Here is a 19233-nt window from a genome sequence, read left to right as displayed (position 1 = left end):
CTCATGGTCGATGTTGCTGAATGGCGAGCGCTTCATTGACGACCGAGAGGATCGGCAGTTTCGGGTCGTGTTCGACATCGTCGTGAACCCTGGCAACACGCTGGCTCTTGCCGACATTCAGCTCTATAACCTGGCGAAAACCACGGCGATACAGCAGCGCGACGACATCGTGTTCAGTGCCGGCTACCAGGACAAATACGATACGATTTTCACTGGGGTGATCACCAACACATTCAGGGAGCGCCACGGGCCAGACGTGGTGACGCGGCTCTTGTGCCGCTCCGGCATTGCCGCCACGGATCGCGGCACGATGTCGTCGAGCTATGGCCCAGGCGCCCGCGTCACGGATGTGTTGCGGGACGCTGCGCGGACATGGCCGCTCTACCTTGAGCTCGATCCGGCCCAGTTCACGGACAAGGACGTTTTCCCGACCGGCTACGAGGCTTATGGGGACGTTCAGGACATCCTCAACAAGCTGGCTGTCGCGTTCGATTTCCAGTGGGTGCAGGATCGAGGATCCCTGGTCATCACTCGGGGCGACAAGGCGCGCACCACGACGGTGTTCGACGTCAACCAGCACACCGGCATGGTCGGCATGCCGGAGGTCAACCGGGGGCCGCAGGGTATCGGCGTCAATGTCACGGCCCGGATCAACCCCTACATCCGCACGACCAGCAGGATCAAGGTGCAGTCGGAGTTCTCGACCTACAACACCGGAAACCTCTACATCGCGGAAATGGCAGGCGACGCCTCGGCCAACGGCGAGTACAACGTGTTTGCCATCCAGTACGTGGGCGACTCGCACGGCGAAGCCTGGGACATGCGCATCGACGCCATCCAGGCCGGAACGCGGGAGATCGCGCGCGCCAGTACGGGCGCCGGCCTGATCTGGGGCGCCAGGGTTTCGCAAGAGTTTCGCGCGAAGGTGCGTGAGATTGCCAGCCGCCAAGGCCTCGACCCGAACTGGTACATGGCGGTCATGGCGTTCGAAACCGGCCGCACATTCAGCCCGTCAGAGCCGAACAAGGCCGGCAGCGGCGCCGTCGGCCTGCTGCAATTCATGCCGGCCACTGCGAAGGGCTTGGGAACATCCACCCAGGCCTTGGTCAACATGAGCGCGGTCGAGCAGTTGGATTATGTCGAGGCTTATTTCAAGCCGTACGTTGGCCGGATCCGCAACCTGGGCGACATGTACATGGCCGTGCTGTGGCCAGATGGAATAGGGCGGTCAGATAGCTGGGTGATGTGGACGTCGCCCAGCATCTACTACACACAGAACGCTGGGCTGGATACGAACCACAATGGCACGATCACGCGCGGCGAGGCCGCCGGTCGCGTGCACACGGAATTCAAGATGGGCGAGGCGCACAAGGGTTAGCGCGCATCACAGTCATGAACTATTTTCATGTCGACCATGCCAAAACCTCGGCCCTCGTGCCCCGCATTAGAAATGATTGTTTTTCCTGGTGGCATGAGTCGCCATTCCCCAATTGCAGCTTCCGATATTTTTTTATCGTCTGAAAAAGAATATACCTTGTACCAATTCCTCGGCCTTTTCTGTGACAGATGGGGACTGAATAGATAATTTCTCACCCCGACGGTGGCGCACCTGTAGTGCGGGTCATCCGCGCTGCGCACTAAGTCATTGAAACTTTTTGCGTAGGTTATAGCCCTCAGGTCGGCCGCAGCATACATAGCGTCGAGGAAGACCTGCTTTTCCGTTATTCCGACGCACAGCTCATTTGAAATTAAATGAGAGTTTCCGTTTGGTCCCTGCACATATTTGACGGTGCAGGGTGCGCCGGTCTCGTCGCGATAGCTCGTTTGGTATCCGACGATGGCGGTCTTGTCTATGTTCGGATTGTTGGTGATGTCTACATCGATGGCTGCCGCAGGCGCAGCAAAAGACATCAACACGGCGATAAACACAAGCTTCATTTCCATATCATCACTCGATTATCGGGTTTACGGATGAACACAGGCCTATTCCGCACCGCCTTCCGCGAAATGATGAAAGGCGTGTGCACCAGTGTACCGGGCCACGTCCTGACGTTCGACCCCGGCCAGCAGCGCGCCCAGGTGCGGATTGGCGTGCAGACCGTGACCGCCGGCGGCGCCACGATCCAGCCGCCGCCCATCATCGACGTGCCGGTGCTGTTCCCGGGCGGCACGCAGTTTGCCGTCATCCACCAGATCGACCCCGGCGACGAAGGCCTGATCCTGTTTTCCCAGCGCTGCGTGGACGCCTGGAAGCAGACTGGCGGTGTCGCGCAGAACCCGCTGGCGCGCTTCCATGACACGCACGACGCCTTTTTCATCCCCGGCTTTCGGCCGCTGCCCACGCGCATCAGCGGGTTTGCGAATGACGGCATCCGCATGCAGTCGCGCGACGGCAGCCGGCACGTCTGGATCAAATCCAGCGGCGAGATCGTCGCGGACAACGGCGCGGCGCACGTGCAGATCACGCCGGCCGGGGCGGTCAACATCGAGAACAGCGCCGGCCACATCAGACTGCAGGCCGACGGCAAAGTCGTCATCAACGGCGCATGCGTCATCAATCCGGACGGCACCATCGAGGCGCCGAATATCACCTACGGCGGAATCAGCGCCAAGGACCACAAGCACGACGGCGTAGAGCCCGGCGGCGGCTCCACGGGAGGGCCTACAAATTGATGCAAGCACGACGACTGGACGAGTCTGGCGACCTGGTGACGCGCGGCACGATGTTCCTGGCCGGCCGCGAGGCTATCGCGCAGACCATCGTGACGCGGCTCAAGCTGTTCCTGGGCGAGTATTTCCGCGACGTGACCGACGGCACGCCCTGGTTTCAGCAGATCCTCGGCAAGCCCGAGAACTTGAACGCGGTCGAGGCCATCCTGCGCAACCGTATCGCCCGCACGCAGGGCGTCGTGCGCCTGCTGTCCTTTGCAATGCAGTACGACCTGGATGCGCGGGCGCTGTCCGTGCAGTCGCGGGTGCTGACGACCTACGGCGAGGCCGATGTGCAATTTTCGAGTTTGATGGTGTGACATGGCAGAACTGACCCCCGGCGGCTACAAACTCAAGACCCAGAATGTTTGGTTCGAGGAAGAGCGTGCCCTGTACCTGAATATCGATTCGGAATGGATGCTCGACCCGTCCACGCCGGACGGCCTGAAGATCGCGCACGACGCGGAAATTTTCTCGGCCCTTGATGAGGCGCTATATCGCGCCTGGGCCAGCAAGGATCCGGCCAAGGCGGTGGGCATAGACCTGGATGCCATCTCGTCGATCACCGGCACGTTCCGCAAGGCCGGCACGCCCTCGAATGTCGATCTGACGTTCACCGGCGTGCCGGGCTCCGTGATCCTGGCCGACAGCATCGTCGAGTCCGCCGACACCGGCCAACGCTGGTTGGTCGACCAGACGTTCACCGTCGGCCCCGGTGGCACGGCCGTCGTGCCGGCGCGCAGCGAAAAGACGGGCGCGATCCAGGCCGACCCCGGGACGATCACCAAGATCATCACGACCATTGCGGGTGTGTCGGCCGTCACGAACGCCGGGCCCGCCACGCCGGGCACCGAGATGGAGCGCGACTCCAACCTGCGCATCCGTCGTCGGCTGGCCGTGGGGCGCCCCGGGAACAACCAGGTCGATTCGCTGTACGGAGAACTGTCGAACACGCCGGGCGTGCGCCGCGTCAAGGTCTATGAGAACCCCACCGGCAGCGCGTCCGTCGATCCCGATCTGAACCCGCACGGACTGCCGGCGCACTCGCTGACGATCCTGGTGGACGGCGGCGTGGCTGCCGATGTGGCGATGGCGATTTACACGAAAAAGAACCCGGGGGTGCTGCTGAACGGCGACGGCACACCCGTGCAGGAGTGGGTAACATCGCCCACCATCGCCACGCATCGGCAGCTCATCACCTTCGGGCGGCCCGACTACGTGGATATCGTGGTGGCCGTGGACATCAAGGACGACGGCACGCTGCCCGATGACCTGGAAAGCCAGATCAAGGATGCCATCCTGGCGTTCGCCGCCGGCGAGTCGCCGTCCGGAGAAGATGGCTTCAAGACGACGGGCTTTGACATCGGCGAATCCGTGCCGATCTCGACGATGTACACGCCCATCAACCAGGTGATCGGCCGGTACGGAAATTCCTATGTCACCAGCCTGACGCTCGACGGCGCGGCCGCGAACAAGGCCATCGCCTACAACGAATTGTCGCGCTGGCTCGATTCGAACATCACGGTGACGACATCATGATCGAGCATGTCCCGCAGCGGGCCTATTCCCAGTACCGCAACCAGCCCAAATTCATGGACTGGCTGGCGATTGCCAGGCGCCTGGGCGGCTCGATCTATGACGCCGCCGTGGCCGTGCGCCAGTCCTACGACATCGACAGCGCCGAGGGCGAGCAGCTCGACGTGATCGGCCGCATCGTGGTGTTCCCGCGCGACTTCATCGGGCAGTTGACGATGACGACCGCCGAATTCGACCTGACGGACGGCGCCGAGTGCGGCGACGACAGCGCGATATTTTCCGAGGCTCGCGTCTCCGACGACAGGGCGATGGCCGACGGCCTGTACCGCTTGGCGATCAAAGCCAAGATCATGAAAAACACGGGCGACGCGACCATCGAAAGCATTATCGAGGAAATGGCGTTCCTGGTTGGGCCGAAGTTCCTGCGGATCAATGACCCCGGAGACATGCGGTTCTCCATCGAATTCGCGGGCGACCTGACTGAGCTTGAGCGGTGGGCGCTGTTCAACGCCAGCCTCGTGCAAATCCCCCAGGGCGTCCTGTTCATGGGGTTCCAGGAATTAACCAATCTCGCCGAATTCGATGACCAGGAAATGGAATTCGGCAATGACCAAGCGCAGTTTGCAGACCTTATAGGTGGATGACACATGGCACTCAATCTCGACGACCGCTACCCCGGCCGCGCCGGCGGAAAGACCCTCGATTACCCGCAGGGGAGTTTCAAGAATCGAACATCCCCGAACGCGCAAGACGGGACGTTTCTCGAACAAGACTGGGCCAACGATATGTTGGCCTTTTTTCAGGCCCTGATGTCCGATGCGGGAATGGTCGCGAACAACGTGGTGGATACCGCGCGGGCCTCGCAGTATTTCGATGCGCTGGTGAAGACGATCAGGGGCCAGGCCATCCCGGGCGCCACCTTCGCCGAGCTCGACGCCGCGACATCCGATCAGGGCCCCGCGATCTGCACGGACATGGGCGGCTACCTGTACAAGTGGGTCGAGACGGCGTATTTCTCGGGCTACCGGAATGTCCGTATCGGTGAGATGCCGGATAGCTTCGCAACGATCACCGAACCCTGGTGGATGCCAATGACGGGCGGGGTTTGGTCTGAGGCCGATCCGAAGCAACGGCGCTTGATTGCATGGTTTCGCGAACAGGGCCAGGTCATGGCCGCAATCGACTGGGCGAAAGGCTGGGGGCGCATTGCCGACCTGGGTGGGGGGGACTGGAAGGCGGTGGATGCGCAGGACGGTTTCAAACGCTGGGCCGGGACTGACCGCGACACTGCGAATCCGGCGGGTGAGTAAAAACAGCCTGAATTTCAGCGCCAAGGGCGTTATCACCTTGAGGCCACTCCGATGTGCTTTGGGCGGTGGGGGCGCGCGTTCCAGGGACGTGGCAAAAGGGGTCGCTTGCGGCATTCGATCCGAGCCGCGCAGACCTCCAGGCCGTGGGCTTGATTCCGGCCACGAGCGCATACGACAACACACCATCAGTCTTCGGGCTGGAGCCCGCCGACGCGGCGCTATACGCAAATGCTGCGCGCACGGCTGCGGCTGCAATTGCTGGTGCATCAGGAGTGGGCCAAGGGACTGTCCGGCCGCCGAACACCGCTACCGCCCCGCTGATCCTTGTTTGACCGTACGCCTGCGAATCCGGCGCCGACCGGCGCGTACAAGGGAGACACAATCAAATCGCACAGTCACATCGTCTACGGGCGGAATTTCTCGGCGTCCGGAGGCGCTACCAGGGAGTTGCAATCCGCTCCGCTCGGATCCGATGTCAATACGGCGCCGACAGGAACCGCTGAGACCGCTCCGGTACACACCCGCGTCTTGCCGGTCGTCCTGGTCTAGACGAGGATCACTGGCTGTGTGGCAACACTGGCTGCGCGCGTTTCCGAGCCGCCGATCATGACAGTTGATTCGACGTCTCCGATATTGCCCCCAAGCCCAAAGTAACTGTCCGCAGAGGACGACGGATAGCCTGCGGACAGTGCGGTTTTCGACGCCCAGGAATATGCGTTCCACGGGGCCGCATCGTTCTTCATGCGGACGCCGCGCGGATACGAGCAGGCGTCAGATAGATGATTTGATTGTTTTACTGATTATCATCGGTTGGCCATCATGTGAGGTTGTTTCCATAATTGTGGCCTTGTACGTGCCAGGCCCCGCCGGATTCGCAGTCACGCAGTCACTTTCATTTTTCAAACCCTTTTGCCCCGCACTGATGGGGCTGGAGTCGTTATGCAAACCGTCTATCAACTCGATGATCAGGGCCTGCTGCTGCACGAGCGCGAGGCGCCCACGAAGGGGCACCTACAGGTCATGGTCGCGCCGCCGGCGGTCCCGGCCGGGCACGTCGCGCGCTGGGTGACCGCGCTGCATCCGGTCGTCGATACCAAGACCTACGGTGACCAGGGTACGGGGTCCTGGGAGGTCATCGAGGACCACCGTAAAGACAAGTTGTGGCTGGCGCACGGCCGGCCCTATGTCCTGGACACCGACGCGGACGGCCAGTCCTACGACGGCCTGGGGCCGCTGCCCGAGTGGCTGCACACGGAAGAGCCGCCGGCGCCCGAGCCGACGCTCGAAGATGCGCAGGCTGCGCAGTTGCTGGTGATCAATGCCAGTTTCGAGACGGCCGCGCAGGCCCTGACCGCAGGCTACCCCGAGGCGGAACGCCTGACGTGGCCGATTCAGCAGTCCGAGGCCCTGGCCTGGGCAGCGGACAATGCCTCGCCCACGCCCTACCTGGACGGCCTGGCCGCCGCGCGCGGCATCACGCCTGAAGACATGCGGGCGCTGACGCTGGCCCAGGTCCAGGCGTTCCAAGCAGCGAGCCAGCAGCTGGTCGGCACGCGCCAGCGGCTGCGCGACGAGATCAATGCGGCCGCCACGGTCGCGGCTGTGCGTGCTGTTGTGTGGCCGTCAGGCGGCCAGGCGTAACTGCTCGGACTGCCAGCGGCCCAGCTTGCTGCGCATCAGTTCCTGCGCGAGGTCTCGGCCGCGCGGATGATAGTACCGGCCCAGCATCCGGGAATCCCGGTGCCCGGTCACCTTTTGCAGCTTGTGTGCTGGGAAAACCTCAGCCAATACGGACGTGGCTTCGTGCCGTAGGTCGTGCAGGCGCAGGCCGGCGAAGTAGGCCCGCACCGGCCGGCGTCCGTGATGTTTGCACAGGGCTTCGTACTGCCGGCGGGCTCGATCGCGGGCCCGGGCGAAGGCGCGGGTCATAGCACCGGCCGTCACACTGAAAATGCGACCACGCATGGGTCGACCGGCCAGCCAGCGGCGCAGGGCGTCCCGGGCAAAAGGGGAGAGCGGCACGTAGCGCGTGTCCCCGTTTTTGGTGTCCGTCAGCGTCACCACACCGTGCGTGAGGTCGATTTGCTCGCGGCGCAGCATCACGATCTCGGACCTGCGCATGCCGGTCTCCACGGCCAGGCGCAGGATTGTGGGCAGGGTTTCGGATCGGGTTGCTTTGATGATCCACTCCAGCTCCGACCGCGGGCATTCCGCCGGCGACAGGCCGTTGAGCCGGATCCGCGTGAATAGCCTGCGGTCCCGGGCGTCGTCCACGACCGGCCTGGTCACAAGTTGCACAGGGTTGGCCAGCCAGTGCAGGCCCCATTCTTTACGGGCCACGGTGTACAGGTGCGAGATGAGCGCCAGCCGGCGGTTCACAGTGCCCGGCTTTCGATCTTGCAGCCACTCGTCGCGCAGGCGCTGCAGGTCCAGCGCGGTGACCCGCGCCAGGTTGCGATTCGCCAGGCCCGTCTGCAGCCAGATGCGGGCGACGGACTGCTCTTGCGAGTGGCTTTTCTTCCGGGCCGACACTTCGGCCAGGTAGCGCTCCAGGGCCTGGGCGAGGGTAGGGAGGTTGCGCACCAAGCGCAAGCGGCGACGATCAGACATGGCAGTGACAAAAAGTCCGGTTGTAGGCCGGACGTCAGCATTTATCAACCACCCGCCCTGCGCGGGCATTTTTTCGTCCAAGGAACGACATGCAAATACCGGACATTCAAGAATCAACGATCTGGGCGGCTATCGCGGGGTTTGTCGGGGCGGCTTTTTCGCTCGGGGCTATCAAGGGTCTGACGCGGGGGCAAAAGGCCAAGTTGCTGGTTGCTGGCCCTGTAGTCGCCGGACTGTTTTCTGGCCCGATCATTGAGTGGATGAAGCTGCCGGTCGGGTGGGGCTGGGCGGTCGCGTTTCTCGTCGGGTTGCTGGGCTGGTCAGCGCTTGAGCAAATCCTGCTCGGGATCAGAAACGCGGACTGGTGGGCGCTGCTGTCCGATCTGATTCGTCGCCGCTTTGGAGGGTAGTGATTATGTGGGCATACATCTACGCAGGCGCGCAGCTGGTGATTGCTGTGGCTTGCTGCTGGGCGGTACTGTCGCCGCGCATCAATGACGGCGTCTGGGGCAAAGCGGCGCTGATCCTGATGCTGTTCGCCAGTCTGGGCTGCATCGCCTGGGCGATCCGCTGGCCCTGGGAAATACAGCGCCCCAGTGCACTGTTTTCCGTCGCCGTCGCTGGCATGTCCATCCGCTGCTACTGGCTCAAGACCTGGGCGCCGTCCGTGCGCCGGCACATCAAGCGGAGGATCGGCAAATGCAACTGACGCAGCACTTCACCCTGGCCGAATTCACGCGCTCGGACACCGCGCGCCGTCTGGGCATCGACAACACCCCGACGCGCCACCACCTGGCCAATCTGCACGTCCTGGCTGCGAAGCTTGAGGAGGTGAGGGCGCTATTCGGCAAGCCGATCATCATCACGTCCGGCTACCGGTCGTCGGCGCTGAACAAAGCTGTGGACGGCTCGGCCACGTCGTCGCATTGCGAGGGCTTGGCCGCCGACTTCCATGTGCCGGGCTTCGGCCCGGATCAGGCTGTGGCCCAGGCCATCGCGGATAGCGCGCTGGAGTTCGATCAGCTGATCTTTGAGCAGGCGCGAACGCACTGGATCCATCTGGGCGTCGGCGACCGCATGCGCCGTGAGGTGCTGTCCTGGCGCTCGGGCCGTGGGTATCAGCGCGGTATCGTGAGGATCGCATGATCGCCGAGCTCAAGGCTCTGGCCGGCTGGCGGGGCTACGCGGCGGCCGTGCTGGTGGGCGCACTGATTGCTGGGCCTGCGGCCTGGACGGTCCAGGGCTGGCGCCACGACGCCAAGGTCGCCGGCATGGAGCGCGACTGGGCGCAGCAAATCGCAGACGCCCAGGCGCTGGCCAGGGCCACGGAACAGGCCCGATGGGCCAAAAGGGAAGGGGTTATCAATGATGCCAAAACGCAGGCCGCCGTCGCGGCTGCTGATGCTGATCGTGCCCGTGCTGCTTCTGAGCGCCTGCGCCAGCAAGTCGCCCAGCTACAACGTCGCGCCCGAGACCCCGCCGCTGCCGGCGGAGGCCAGGACCAGTCAGGTGTCGATACCCTCGATCTGCTCGTCAGGTTGCTCAGCGGGATGGACGAAGCTGGTCGAGACGTCAGTGGATACGCTGACCGGCTCCGAGTGAGCGGGCTGGCGTGCGAGAGGGCCTACGAGTCGCTGCGCAAATGAAAACCGGCCTACGCTACGTAGGGCCGGTTGCCGAGGGAGATTTTGGTAGCAGAGGATCTTGGATAGAGATTGGATTAGCCTTCTGGCTCCGATTTAGGTGGTGGGGTCAGGAGTTGATCGGTAAGCTGACAACTCAATTTCGAATGTTCTCGCATGCTTTCCATCATGTCTTCCATGCTGGAAATAGGAGCACGCAAAACATCTTGGTTTCCAGGACCTGTTAGCAAGTTCTTTATCTCTGGTGGTATAGGCAAACTGCTGATGAGGTTCTCTGCAGTTTCGCTTCGCTCTTGCAGTTGCAGCATGGTTCTGTGCATTTGATCGAATACGGGAAGTATTTTATTGAGCTCTTTGTCTCGTACGTTAGATGCCTCTAGTCTTAAGTTCTCTCGACGGATTTGCTCTCTGCTTAGATCAAGAATTTCTTCGAGGATATCTTCGGTTGTTCGCGGATGACTAGTTGACTCATCATTATTTTTTGGAATTTGGTTGAGCTTTTCTTCCAGCCTAGGCCACCAAACCTCAAATGTTTCGTTCAAATCATGATCGGATAACTTATCATCGCCTAAGGCTTGATTTAGATTCTGGAGAGTGCGGAACATTCCAGGCCTGTCCAGGCAAAGAGACTGAAACTGAGCCAGAGGTCCACTAAGTTGGCTTGGAGCCATTTGATACAGCAAAGGACATACAAATGTCTGTTCCAGCGTCTTGGAGAGCGCCCCAGCCTCAAATACTAGCCAAGGATTTGACCAGTTATCGGGTGTGACGCAGATAACCCCAACCTTGGCATCGTTTAGCTGATTGGCGACATCTGGCAACCAGCGCGATCCTGGGGCGATGTCTTCGTCTGACATCCACGGCTTTAATGATTGGATAACACGCGGAAGCCAAGTGCGCAGTGCCTCAGCAATTTGTCGACTAGGCTGTCCCGACCAACTGATGAATACTTTCATTGCTTTCCCTTAGTACTTTTGTAGGGAAGAATAAATCATGTTTTCATTTCGTCGCAACTGAATTTTCTTGGCGGCCAGAGTTGGACCCTGACCCTCTATAGCTTCTTCCATGTGCGAAGTGAGCCTCACCCCTTTCGGACGTGAACATAGAGGAATTTTTACTAAAACCCTGTCCAAAACTCCAATCGCGCACACACAAAATCAAGTAGTTAGCAGCACCCGTGACCACTAAATCATTGGACATTTCTGTCCTCTGATTTCCTTATAAATCAATCCGATACATCACTTTTCCGACCAATTGGTCGAGTACGTGATTGTCGTTGCTCTGGTGGCCGTGGCCGCCATCGCGGTCTATCAGTTGTTCGGTCAGGTGATTCGCGCCCAGACGGCAGCCATGGCGCGCGAAATCGCGGGCGAAGACGGCTCCGAGCAATCCCGCATCGCCCAGACGGCCGCTGAAGCCGCCGCCGCCCAGACCGCCGCCAAATCCCTGAAGTCCTTCACCGGCAACGCGGCGGCGGGGCAGTGACATGGCCAGGGGAATCGTCCGGCGGCTTTCCGGAAATCAGCGTGGGCAAGTCCTGGTGCTGGGCATGGTGCTGGCCGCGGTGCTGAGCCTGGCCTGGATGCGGTATTTCGCGACCGGCCAGGTGCTGGCGGCCAAAGTCCGGCTGGTGCATGGCTTGGATGCCGCCGCCTACAGCGGCGCGCTGGCGCAGGCCCGGACCTTGAATTTCCTGGCCTATCTCAATCGCGCCCGCATGGCGCACCAGTTGGCCATGGCGCACCTGGTGACTCTGGGCAGTTGGGCGCATTACGCCGGCATGGAAGCGCGCCGCCTTGCCCAGGGCAATCCGCCCGCCCACCTGATCGGCCTGCTGTTCGGCGCCGATCATGGCCGCGCCTACCTGGCGGCGGCTGGCGCCGCGGGCCTGGAAGCCCAGGCGCGGGGGCAAGGAGCATTGGGCCGGGCTTATGCCACGCACGAACGCTTCGTGCATGAACTGTCGGCCGATCTGTCCGGCGCGCTGGCCCGGGATCTGCCCCGGGTGCGTCTGGAAACGATGCGGGCCGTGCTGGCCGCACACTATCCCGAGTACGGGCCTGACGAACTGCAGCCGGTCGTGACGGACGATGCCTGGCCCCGCCTGTTGCGCCGCCAGGCCCCGGATGCCGCTTTATTCGATTGGGCCCGGCGCCTGGCCGAACTCTACCCGTTTCTTGGCTCCCGGGATCATACGGCGCGCAATCCCTGGCCAGTCAGCGGCCGCTGTCCGCACTTGCGCCATGAACTGCGGCGGCGCGGGGGGACGGCGCTGGATGCCTCCGGCCGCTGGCGGGCGGGCGATACACAGTCTTTTCATGCGCTGCGCTCCAATCGTTGGATCGGTTGCTACCACCGCGAGTACGCCATGGGCTGGGCCTGGATGCCGGCGCGGTCCGGCCAGGCGATGGAGGCTGCGCACGTCGAGGATGCGCCGGAAGATTTCGCCGAACAGGATTTCTGGCGCTGGGTGCGGGCGGCGGCGCAATGGGATCTGGTGGGCGGCCGGGATAACCCCCTGGCCAATTCCTATGCCTTGCGGGATCGCCAGGCCTGGGATTCCCGTGGGCTGGGGGCTTATCTGGACGTTGCCGCCGATGCCGCGCCTGGCGCGGCTGCGAAGTTTGCCGTGCGCATGCGCTTGCCGGATGCCTCCGGGCGGCCAATTCATGCCCGCAGCGCCGCGGAAAGCCGGTTCGCCCGGCCCGGGCGGCGCGCGGATGGGCTGGATGAAACCCCCAGCCTGTTTCATCCCTATTGGCATGCGCGCCTGACCGACGGTTTGTCGGATGCGCCTGGAGCGCCCGATGGCCATTGACCGGAAACAAACCGGCCAGGCCCTTGCCGAAGCCCTGGCCGTATTGGGGGTGCTGGGCAGTTTGTGGGTGGGCATCGCATGGCTGGGACGCCTGCAGGATGTCGGCATGCAGTTGGCCCATGCCAGCCGCCGCGCCGCTTTTGCGCATGCTCACCAGGGCATGGCACCGGAAGCGCTGGGCTCTGGCGGGGACGGTCATCTCGATGCGCCTGGGCACCGCTGGAAAAGCCGTCGTGGAGCGGATTTTCTGGCGGATGGCACGCATTTGACGCTCGAATCGACGGGGTTTCCGGTTGGACCGCAGCCTGGCGATCCCGTAGCCGGCGCGGCGGCGCTGCGCAGGGAGTGGCGGTTGGGCGATCCCGCCGTCTGGCGGGCGGTTGCACAGGCTGCGACGGCCACAGGCTCGGCCGCGACGGGCGCAGTGCATGGTTTCGACCGCCTGGGTCTGAGCCTGCGTCGCCACACCGCCATCCTGAGCGGCGACGGCGCGGCAGCGGGCGATGCCGACGCTCAATTCATCCTGGCCGACAGCCCCCGAGGCTGGGGCAATGCCGCTGCGGCATCCCGGGCGGCGGGCCAGGCAGTTGCAAGCCGCCTTCGGGGGATCGATGCCGCCTGGGGCCGCGCCTTGCCCGATTGGGATTGGATTGGCCCATGGACGGGCAGCGTGCCGCGCCCGCATCTGCAAGCCTGGAGAAAGCCATGAGTCCGTTTCTGACGCCCACGCATCCGTCTTCAATGCTGCTGGCGGTTTTTCTGACGTGCGCCAGCCCGGCGTGTGGCGCCTCGGCGGCCTGGAATCCCGCCGGGGCCGAGATCTTGGCGGAATGGGCCTGGACCGGACCTCAGGTTTTCGATCTGCCAGGCGCACAGGTGCGGATGCATCGTTTCCAGGCTCCGGTGACGCCGGCCGACGCCGCCCGGAGCTTGACGCGCGCCGGCAACGACCGATTCAGCCGGTTGCAATTCTCGGGTTCCGTGCTGACGCTGTCGGGTGTTCACGAGGGACGGCACTGGCTGGCGCAGTTGCGGCCCGTGGGTCGCGGTGGCGCGGGCACGGTCGGGCTGTTGTCCAGCCTGGAGCCTGCGGCCCGGCAGAAGGCCGGCTTCGATCCGGCTCAATTCGCCCCGCCGGGCGCCCGGCCCATACTGCGCGCGTCCAGCCGCCTTGCCGAAGGCGCCGGCTTGCTGGCCAGTTATCTGTGTCCAGGCTCGTATCCGCGCGTGGCTGCCGCCGTGCGCGCCGCCTTGCAGGCTCGGCACTGGCAACCGGCGGCCGCCGTGGCCGGCGGTTTCGCTCACGGAGGGCAGGAGGACCCGTCGCGCGTGGTCTTCACGGCGGCCGGTGAGTGGGCGCAGCCTGGTGGGGACCGCCTGTCGGTCCATCTTCATCCTCGCGCCGATACCGTCGTGCTGACGTTCTGGCACCGCTCCAAGGAGCCCGCATGAGCTTCCCGTTTCCCCGGATTCCCCGTTCCGCCGTTCTGGCCGCGTTGGCCCTGGGGGCGGGCCTGCTGGCGGCAGGCGCCCTGGCCATGCATGTGCGCGAACGCGAACGGCAGATCGAGGCCCGGTCCCATCTGGAGATGGTCGAACGCATCGTGGCGGCCCGGGATCTTCCGGCCGGCACCCGGTTGACGCCGGATGCGCTGGCCGTGCGCCGGTTTCCAGCCCGTTGGGTGAACGGCGATACTTTGCCGCTCGATCGCCTGGGAGAACTCGATGGGCGGGTACTGGGTGCCGCCGTGCGCGCGGGCGACGCGCTGGCATTGGCGCATACCGTCCGTCCGCAGCCAGCCTTCTCGGCCCACCTGGCCCCGGGCCGGCGCGCCATTACGCTGCCGGTCGATCAGGTCAATGCGCTGTCCGGCCTGCTGCAGCCGGGCGACCTGATCGACCTGTATGTTTCTTTCGATCACAGGCGCAAGCGCTTGACGGCTCCTCTGCTCCAGGGGGTGCTGGTGCTGGCGACTGGCCGCGAAACCCGATCCACCGAAGCCGGTGCCGGGGAAACTTCCTATTCCACGGTGACGCTCGATGCCGCGCCTGAAGACGTCGTCAAGCTGGTTGCCGCCCGGCAGGCGGGCACGCTGACCGCAATTCTGCGTCATCCCGGGGATGCGCAGGCCGACCGTCGAGCCGCGCGGGGCGACCTGGCGTCCTTGTTGGGCGTGGGCGATCCGCCCCGGGCTCCGGCCCGCCGCGCCGTGATTCTGTATGGCAGCGCGGGTGCCCGCGCCTTGCCAGCCTGGGCCAGGTCTTCGGGACAGCCGCTTCCGTCCGGCAACGGCTGGTTCGATCTGCCAGGCGCCCAGGCCTTGGCCAGCGCCTGGATGCATGCCTTGGCGGAGCAGGCGGCCCCCCCGCAGGCCGAGGGAGAGGACAGCCCCGGTGCCGGGGTGCCGCCTGGGCCGGCCGTATGGCCGGATTGGGCGATTGCGGCGGGCGAAGGAGACGGCGGCGGAGAGATCGATCCTGCACAGCGCAGCGAGCGCCTGGAAGGAGAAACCCCATGAGCGCGCGCTGCCGCTTTGCCTTTGCCGGCCGTTGCGCCATGGCCGTCTGGGCCTCGGGCCTGATGGTTTCATCGGCCTTCGCCGTCCCTGGAACTGCTGAAACGCCGTTGGCGCTCCAGGCGGGTGAAGTCCGGGTCCTGGGCATTCCCGGCGTGGCACGGGTCGCCGTGGGCGACGGCAAGATCCTGAATGCCGTCAGCACCGATGATCGCGAAGTCATCGTGTTCGCCCGCAAGCCCGGCTTCAGTACGCTGCATGTCTGGACGGCGGATGGGCAGGCCTACCGTTATGCGGTGGAAGTCGCTCCCGAAGGCGCGCGCCAGCTCCAGGATGAATTGCGCGGCTTGCTGGAACGCATCCCGGGCGTGCGGGTGACGACTCTGGGCGACAAGCTGCTGGTCGAGGGCGATGACTTGTCCGATGCCGACCGTCAGCGCCTGACGGAATTGGGGCGCCGTTACCCGCAATTGCTGGATTTCACCGGCACCGTCGGTTGGGACCAGATGGTGCTGTTGGATGTGCAAGTCGTCGAAGTGCCCCGATCCCTGCTGCGCGAAGTCGGCCTGCGTTGGGCGGCTCAGGGAGCAGGTGGCGTCAATGCCGGCCTGGGTTGGGACGCAGGCTCCCGCCGTTATGCCGACCGGCCGGGGGAGACCGTGCTGCCCCTGGCATTCCCGTCGCCGCAGGCGGCGGGCTATTTCGGTATCAATGCGCTCTTGTCGGCGCAGATCAATCTGCTGGCCCAGGACGGGCGGGCCGCCGTGCTGGCCCAGCCCCAGCTTCTGGCGCGCAGCGGTGCGACCGCCGAGTTCCTGGCCGGAGGCGAAGTGCCCTACAGTACGGTGGACGGCAATGGAAACACCCAAACAGCCTTCAAGCCTTACGGCGTGTCGCTGCGCATCACGCCGTCCATCGAGCGCAGCGGTGCGGTGCGTTCGCGTCTCGAAGTCGAGGTCAGCGCCATCGATCCGTCGTTGTCGGTGCCGGGCGGCCCTTCCTTGAAGACCCGGCGCACGGCCACCGAGTTCAACGTGCGCGCCGGCCAGACCCTGGTGCTGGCCGGTTTCCTGTCGCGGGATACGGCCCGCAATGTGGACCGTCTGCCGGGTTTGGGCGATCTGCCGGTTCTAGGGGCGTTGTTCCGCTCCACGCGTTTCCAGCGCAACGAAACCGAGCTGGCTATCCTGGTGACACCGCAACTGGTGACGGCGGAGCATCCCGATCTGCGCCTGCGCGTGCGACGTGCGGGCGCCATCCTGGATCGGTCGTTTCCGGCCGCCCCTGTGCTGATGACCCCCGTTCGCCCGGGGCTTGAGCCGGCTGGGCGCGCGGTCCGGCCGGGCTGGGACCCGCGGGTGATCGGCCCGGATTCACAGTGGCAGGGCAGCATCGCCACGCCGGATCATCGCCCGGAAGGAGCCCGTCCGTGAACGCCGTCGATCTCGACTTGCATTTCGAGGACGGCCGCCGTCGGCACGAGCGGCACGCCTTGCCGTTGCTGATTGGCCGCGATGCCGCGTGCGGCCTGGCCTTGCGCGCCTGGCGGGTCGGGCGCCGGCATGCGCGCCTGCTGCAGCGCCAGGACGAAATCTGGATCGAAGACCTGGGATCCCTGTTCGGAACCACCGTCAACGGTGCGCGGATCGCCGTCCACGGCCCGATCGGGGCGCAGGACGAAATCGTGATCGGCCCGTGCCTGTTGCGCGTCCTGCCGGTCGAAGAAGCGGATGCCCCTCCTGATGGCGGGCCTCTGCTGCCGCAGGGCGGGGCGCAAAAGAGTGTCCCTGAACGGGGCGAAGAAGCGCGGGAGGAAGCAGGGGGCGGGGATGAGCCCTCCGGGCCTCCGGCGATGCCGCCCGCCCCGCCGGCGGAAGAGGCGGGCGTGGCGTGGGCCGATGGGCCGTCGCCCGACAACCAGGTTCTGCGGCGCCGCCTGCACGAGGGCCTGATCGCCGCGTTGCAACTGCGCCGCAGGGACATTGGCGCAATGAGCGATACCGCCTTGCGGACCGAGGCCGCCGACGTGCTGTCGAGGCTGATTGCCGCTGATGCGACGCTGCCTGCGGAGCAGGATCGGGAGGCATTGCTCCAGGAACTGGTGGACGAGGCCGTGGGCCTCGGGCCGCTTGAGCCGTTGCTGGCCGATCCGGGCATCACAGAGATCATGGTCAACCGCTATGATGAAATTTTCGTCGAGCGCGGGGGGCGCCTGGCGCGTGCCTCCGCCAGCTTCAGCGGCGAGCAGGCGGTGCTCGGCATCATCGACCGGATCGTCGCGCCGCTGGGACGGCGGATCGACGAAAGCGCGCCCATGGTCGATGCCCGCCTGCGGGACGGCTCGCGGGTGAATGCGGTGATCTCGCCGGTCGCCTTGCGCGGAGCCAGCCTGACGATCCGCAAGTTTCCCGCGCGGTGCCTGGATATGCCCGATCTGCTGGACGTCGGCGCCTTGGACGACGCCATGGCGCGGTTCCTGGTGCATTGTGTGCGCCATCGCAAGAATCTGATCGTCTCCGGAGGCACGGGTTCGGGCAAGACCAGCCTGCTGAACGTCCTGTCCAATGCCATCCCGGCCGGCGAACGCATCATCACGATCGAGGATGCCGCCGAACTGCGATTGAATCATGCCCATTTGGTCAACCTGGAGGCTCGTCCGCCCAATGCCGAGGGCCGGGGCCGCATCGAGATCCGCGATCTGGTGCGCAACGCCTTGCGCATGCGCCCGGATCGGATCGTGGTCGGTGAATGCCGGGGCGCAGAGGCCTTCGACATGCTGGCGGCCATGAACACCGGGCACGAAGGTTCGCTGACCACATTGCATGCCAATAGCCCGCGCGATGCCTTGGGGCGCCTGGAAACCATGATTCTGATGGCGGGCATGGATTTGCCGCTGGCTGCGATCCGCGAGCATATCGCCTCCAGCATCGATTTCATTGTCCAACTGATGCGCGCGGCCGACGGCCGGCGCCTGGTCAGCGCCATCGTCCAGGTGACAGGCCAGGAAAGCGGCCGCATCCAATTGCAGGATCTGTTTTTGGGCAAGGCGGGGCCGCCTGCCGAGTTCGTCGGCTGCGGCTTGCCGCCCGAAGGGTTCGAGGGAACGGCGGCTCCGGATCTTTCATGGTTCTCGGGGCGCACGATCCTTCAGGGCGGGGCGGCACTGGACGGGGATGCGGCCTGGCCGCCTCGCAATCCGCGGCGGGCGGCGCGCAGGCACGATACGCTTGCAGGAGACGCGTCATGATGATCCTGATTTTCGTATTGTTTGCCGGCAGCGTCTCGCTGATCGCCTGGTGGCTGCTCGAGCGCGCCCAAGGTGCCTGGATGCGCTACGAGGATCGGCTGCGCGACGAAACCCGGCGCACGCTGGATGCCTCTTTTCTGTTCCTGGATATGGCCCAGTTGCAGCCGGCCGCCGCCTGCCTCGGCCTGGTGGCGATGCTGGCCGCCGCCTGGCTGGCGGGCCGCTGGTGGGGCGTGTTGCCGGTGCTGGCGGGCCTGCTGTGCGCGCCGCCTTTGATCCTGCGCCATGTGCGTCTGCGCCGCGCGCGGCGCTTCGATTCCCAATTGCCCGAACTGGTCCAGGCCTTGGCCGGCGCTTTGCGCGCCGGGGCGGGGGTGCAGCCCGCCTTGCGGCACCTGGTGGCCCAGTCCAGTCCGCCGCTGTCCCAGGAATTCGGGCTGCTGCTGCGTGAACAGCGCCTGGGCCTGAGTTTTCAGGATGCCTTGCAGCAATTGCATGCCCGGGTGCAGACCGAATCCTGCGGCCTGGTCGTGTCCGCCTTGGGCGTTTCCGCACGGACGGGCGGCGGCCTGGCCGACACGCTGGAAAACATCGCCGGAACCTTAAGGGCGCGGCAGCACTGGCTGGGCCGGGTCGAGGCGTTGACTGCTCAAGGCCGGATGCAAAGCCGCATCATGGCCGGGTTGCCGGTGCTGCTGGCGCTGGTGCTTGCCCGGCTGGAGCCTGAAGCCATGGCCCTGCTGTGGCAGACCTGGTATGGCTGGTCCGTCATGATGGCGGTCCTGGTGCTGGAAGGCCTGGGCATTCTATGGATCCAGCGAGTGGTTGCCATCGAGGTGTAGCC

The 19233-nt window shown here is 64.6% G+C and carries 22 protein-coding genes; 19 read left to right on the top strand and 3 right to left on the bottom strand.

Translation table 11 applies throughout. The annotated features are described in order from the left end of the window. Positions 1 to 10: 10 nt before the first annotated feature. A complete protein-coding gene (locus ABRZ00_RS12700) occupies positions 11 to 1378 on the top strand; it encodes a transglycosylase SLT domain-containing protein (protein WP_368647716.1) in 1368 nt (455 codons plus the stop codon). Here the strand turns inward: ABRZ00_RS12700 and ABRZ00_RS12695 are convergent. Continuing rightward, positions 1375 to 1944 (bottom strand): hypothetical protein, encoded by a 570-nt coding sequence (locus ABRZ00_RS12695; protein WP_368647715.1) that lies wholly within the window; start codon positions 1942 to 1944, stop codon positions 1375 to 1377. The two genes, ABRZ00_RS12700 and ABRZ00_RS12695, sit on opposite strands and share 4 nt — an antisense overlap. Positions 1945 to 1971: 27 nt before the next feature. On the opposite strand from ABRZ00_RS12695, the gene ABRZ00_RS12690 reads away from it, so the two are divergent. The 6 genes from ABRZ00_RS12690 to ABRZ00_RS12665 all read left to right on the top strand — a co-directional run bounded on the left by ABRZ00_RS12690 (position 1972) and on the right by ABRZ00_RS12665 (position 7196). Beyond that, the gene (locus ABRZ00_RS12690; protein WP_368647714.1) at positions 1972 to 2673 is read left to right on the top strand and encodes a Gp138 family membrane-puncturing spike protein; all 702 of its coding nucleotides are present in this window, start codon (positions 1972 to 1974) and stop codon (positions 2671 to 2673) included. Further along, positions 2673 to 3029 carry a hypothetical protein gene (locus ABRZ00_RS12685; RefSeq protein WP_368647713.1) on the top strand — a complete coding sequence of 119 codons (357 nt, stop codon included), beginning with the start codon at positions 2673 to 2675 and terminating at the stop codon, positions 3027 to 3029. Before ABRZ00_RS12690 ends, ABRZ00_RS12685 begins: the two co-directional genes overlap by 1 nt. Before the next feature lies 1 nt (position 3030). Further along, positions 3031 to 4248, top strand: coding sequence for a baseplate J/gp47 family protein (locus ABRZ00_RS12680; RefSeq protein ID WP_368647712.1), 1218 nt, complete (start codon positions 3031 to 3033; stop codon positions 4246 to 4248). After that, entirely contained in the window at positions 4245 to 4889 is a 645-nt protein-coding gene (locus ABRZ00_RS12675) for a DUF2612 domain-containing protein (protein WP_368647711.1), read from the top strand. The genes ABRZ00_RS12680 and ABRZ00_RS12675 overlap by 4 nt, the downstream gene beginning before the upstream one ends. A 3-nt stretch (positions 4890 to 4892) precedes the next feature. Then, on the top strand, positions 4893 to 5555 hold the full coding sequence (locus tag ABRZ00_RS12670) for a hypothetical protein (RefSeq protein ID WP_368647710.1): 663 nt from the start codon (positions 4893 to 4895) through the stop codon (positions 5553 to 5555). A gap of 939 nt (positions 5556 to 6494) precedes the next feature. After that, complete coding sequence (locus tag ABRZ00_RS12665; protein WP_368647709.1) at positions 6495 to 7196, top strand: hypothetical protein; 702 nt, start codon at positions 6495 to 6497, stop codon at positions 7194 to 7196. Here the strand turns inward: ABRZ00_RS12665 and ABRZ00_RS12660 are convergent. Beyond that, a complete protein-coding gene (locus tag ABRZ00_RS12660; protein ID WP_368647708.1) occupies positions 7179 to 8165 on the bottom strand; it encodes a tyrosine-type recombinase/integrase in 987 nt (328 codons plus the stop codon). The genes ABRZ00_RS12665 and ABRZ00_RS12660 overlap by 18 nt on opposite strands. Positions 8166 to 8254: 89 nt before the next feature. Here ABRZ00_RS12660 and ABRZ00_RS12655 point away from each other — a divergent pair, with 89 nt between their 5' ends. From ABRZ00_RS12655 to ABRZ00_RS12640, 4 genes are read left to right on the top strand one after another with little or no spacing between them, the layout of a single operon-like run. Continuing rightward, complete coding sequence (locus ABRZ00_RS12655) at positions 8255 to 8575, top strand: hypothetical protein (protein ID WP_368647707.1); 321 nt, start codon at positions 8255 to 8257, stop codon at positions 8573 to 8575. A 5-nt stretch (positions 8576 to 8580) separates the two neighbouring features. Continuing rightward, a complete protein-coding gene (locus ABRZ00_RS12650; protein ID WP_368647706.1) occupies positions 8581 to 8874 on the top strand; it encodes a hypothetical protein in 294 nt (97 codons plus the stop codon). Continuing rightward, positions 8865 to 9311: a D-Ala-D-Ala carboxypeptidase family metallohydrolase gene (locus tag ABRZ00_RS12645; protein ID WP_368647705.1), complete on the top strand. Its 447-nt coding sequence runs from the start codon at positions 8865 to 8867 to the stop codon at positions 9309 to 9311. The genes ABRZ00_RS12650 and ABRZ00_RS12645 overlap by 10 nt, the downstream gene beginning before the upstream one ends. Beyond that, complete coding sequence (locus tag ABRZ00_RS12640) at positions 9308 to 9811, top strand: DUF2514 family protein (RefSeq protein WP_368647704.1); 504 nt, start codon at positions 9308 to 9310, stop codon at positions 9809 to 9811. The genes ABRZ00_RS12645 and ABRZ00_RS12640 overlap by 4 nt, the downstream gene beginning before the upstream one ends. Positions 9812 to 9885: 74 nt before the next feature. Here ABRZ00_RS12640 and ABRZ00_RS12635 read toward each other — a convergent pair whose 3' ends face one another. Further along, on the bottom strand, positions 9886 to 10764 hold the full coding sequence (locus ABRZ00_RS12635) for a toll/interleukin-1 receptor domain-containing protein (RefSeq protein WP_368647703.1): 879 nt from the start codon (positions 10762 to 10764) through the stop codon (positions 9886 to 9888). Between the two features lie 268 nt (positions 10765 to 11032). On the opposite strand from ABRZ00_RS12635, the gene ABRZ00_RS12630 reads away from it, so the two are divergent. Genes ABRZ00_RS12630 through ABRZ00_RS12595 form a run of 8 tightly spaced genes read left to right on the top strand, consistent with a single transcriptional unit; the run spans position 11033 to position 19231 of the window. Further along, on the top strand, positions 11033 to 11293 hold the full coding sequence (locus tag ABRZ00_RS12630) for a hypothetical protein (protein ID WP_368647901.1): 261 nt from the start codon (positions 11033 to 11035) through the stop codon (positions 11291 to 11293). A 1-nt stretch (position 11294) separates the two neighbouring features. Beyond that, positions 11295 to 12626: a hypothetical protein gene (locus ABRZ00_RS12625; protein ID WP_368641789.1), complete on the top strand. Its 1332-nt coding sequence runs from the start codon at positions 11295 to 11297 to the stop codon at positions 12624 to 12626. Beyond that, positions 12616 to 13335: a hypothetical protein gene (locus tag ABRZ00_RS12620; RefSeq protein ID WP_368641790.1), complete on the top strand. Its 720-nt coding sequence runs from the start codon at positions 12616 to 12618 to the stop codon at positions 13333 to 13335. Before ABRZ00_RS12625 ends, ABRZ00_RS12620 begins: the two co-directional genes overlap by 11 nt. Next, positions 13332 to 14078, top strand: a complete 747-nt coding sequence (locus tag ABRZ00_RS12615; RefSeq protein WP_368641791.1) for a hypothetical protein — start codon at positions 13332 to 13334, stop codon at positions 14076 to 14078. The genes ABRZ00_RS12620 and ABRZ00_RS12615 overlap by 4 nt, the downstream gene beginning before the upstream one ends. Beyond that, positions 14075 to 15145 carry a Flp pilus assembly protein CpaB gene (gene cpaB, locus ABRZ00_RS12610; protein ID WP_368641792.1) on the top strand — a complete coding sequence of 357 codons (1071 nt, stop codon included), beginning with the start codon at positions 14075 to 14077 and terminating at the stop codon, positions 15143 to 15145. Before ABRZ00_RS12615 ends, cpaB begins: the two co-directional genes overlap by 4 nt. Further along, positions 15142 to 16575, top strand: a complete 1434-nt coding sequence (locus ABRZ00_RS12605) for a type II and III secretion system protein family protein (RefSeq protein ID WP_368641793.1) — start codon at positions 15142 to 15144, stop codon at positions 16573 to 16575. Before cpaB ends, ABRZ00_RS12605 begins: the two co-directional genes overlap by 4 nt. Continuing rightward, complete coding sequence (locus ABRZ00_RS12600; RefSeq protein ID WP_368641794.1) at positions 16572 to 18389, top strand: ATPase, T2SS/T4P/T4SS family; 1818 nt, start codon at positions 16572 to 16574, stop codon at positions 18387 to 18389. Before ABRZ00_RS12605 ends, ABRZ00_RS12600 begins: the two co-directional genes overlap by 4 nt. Continuing rightward, a complete protein-coding gene (locus ABRZ00_RS12595) occupies positions 18386 to 19231 on the top strand; it encodes a type II secretion system F family protein (RefSeq protein ID WP_368641795.1) in 846 nt (281 codons plus the stop codon). The genes ABRZ00_RS12600 and ABRZ00_RS12595 overlap by 4 nt, the downstream gene beginning before the upstream one ends. Positions 19232 to 19233: the final 2 nt, after the last annotated feature.

The sequence above is a fragment of the Castellaniella ginsengisoli genome, assembly GCF_040955415.1.
GTDB classification, from domain to species: domain Bacteria; phylum Pseudomonadota; class Gammaproteobacteria; order Burkholderiales; family Burkholderiaceae_B; genus Castellaniella; species Castellaniella ginsengisoli.
Note: the sequence above shows the minus strand (reverse complement) of the source record. Positions and strands in the feature narration are given on the sequence as shown.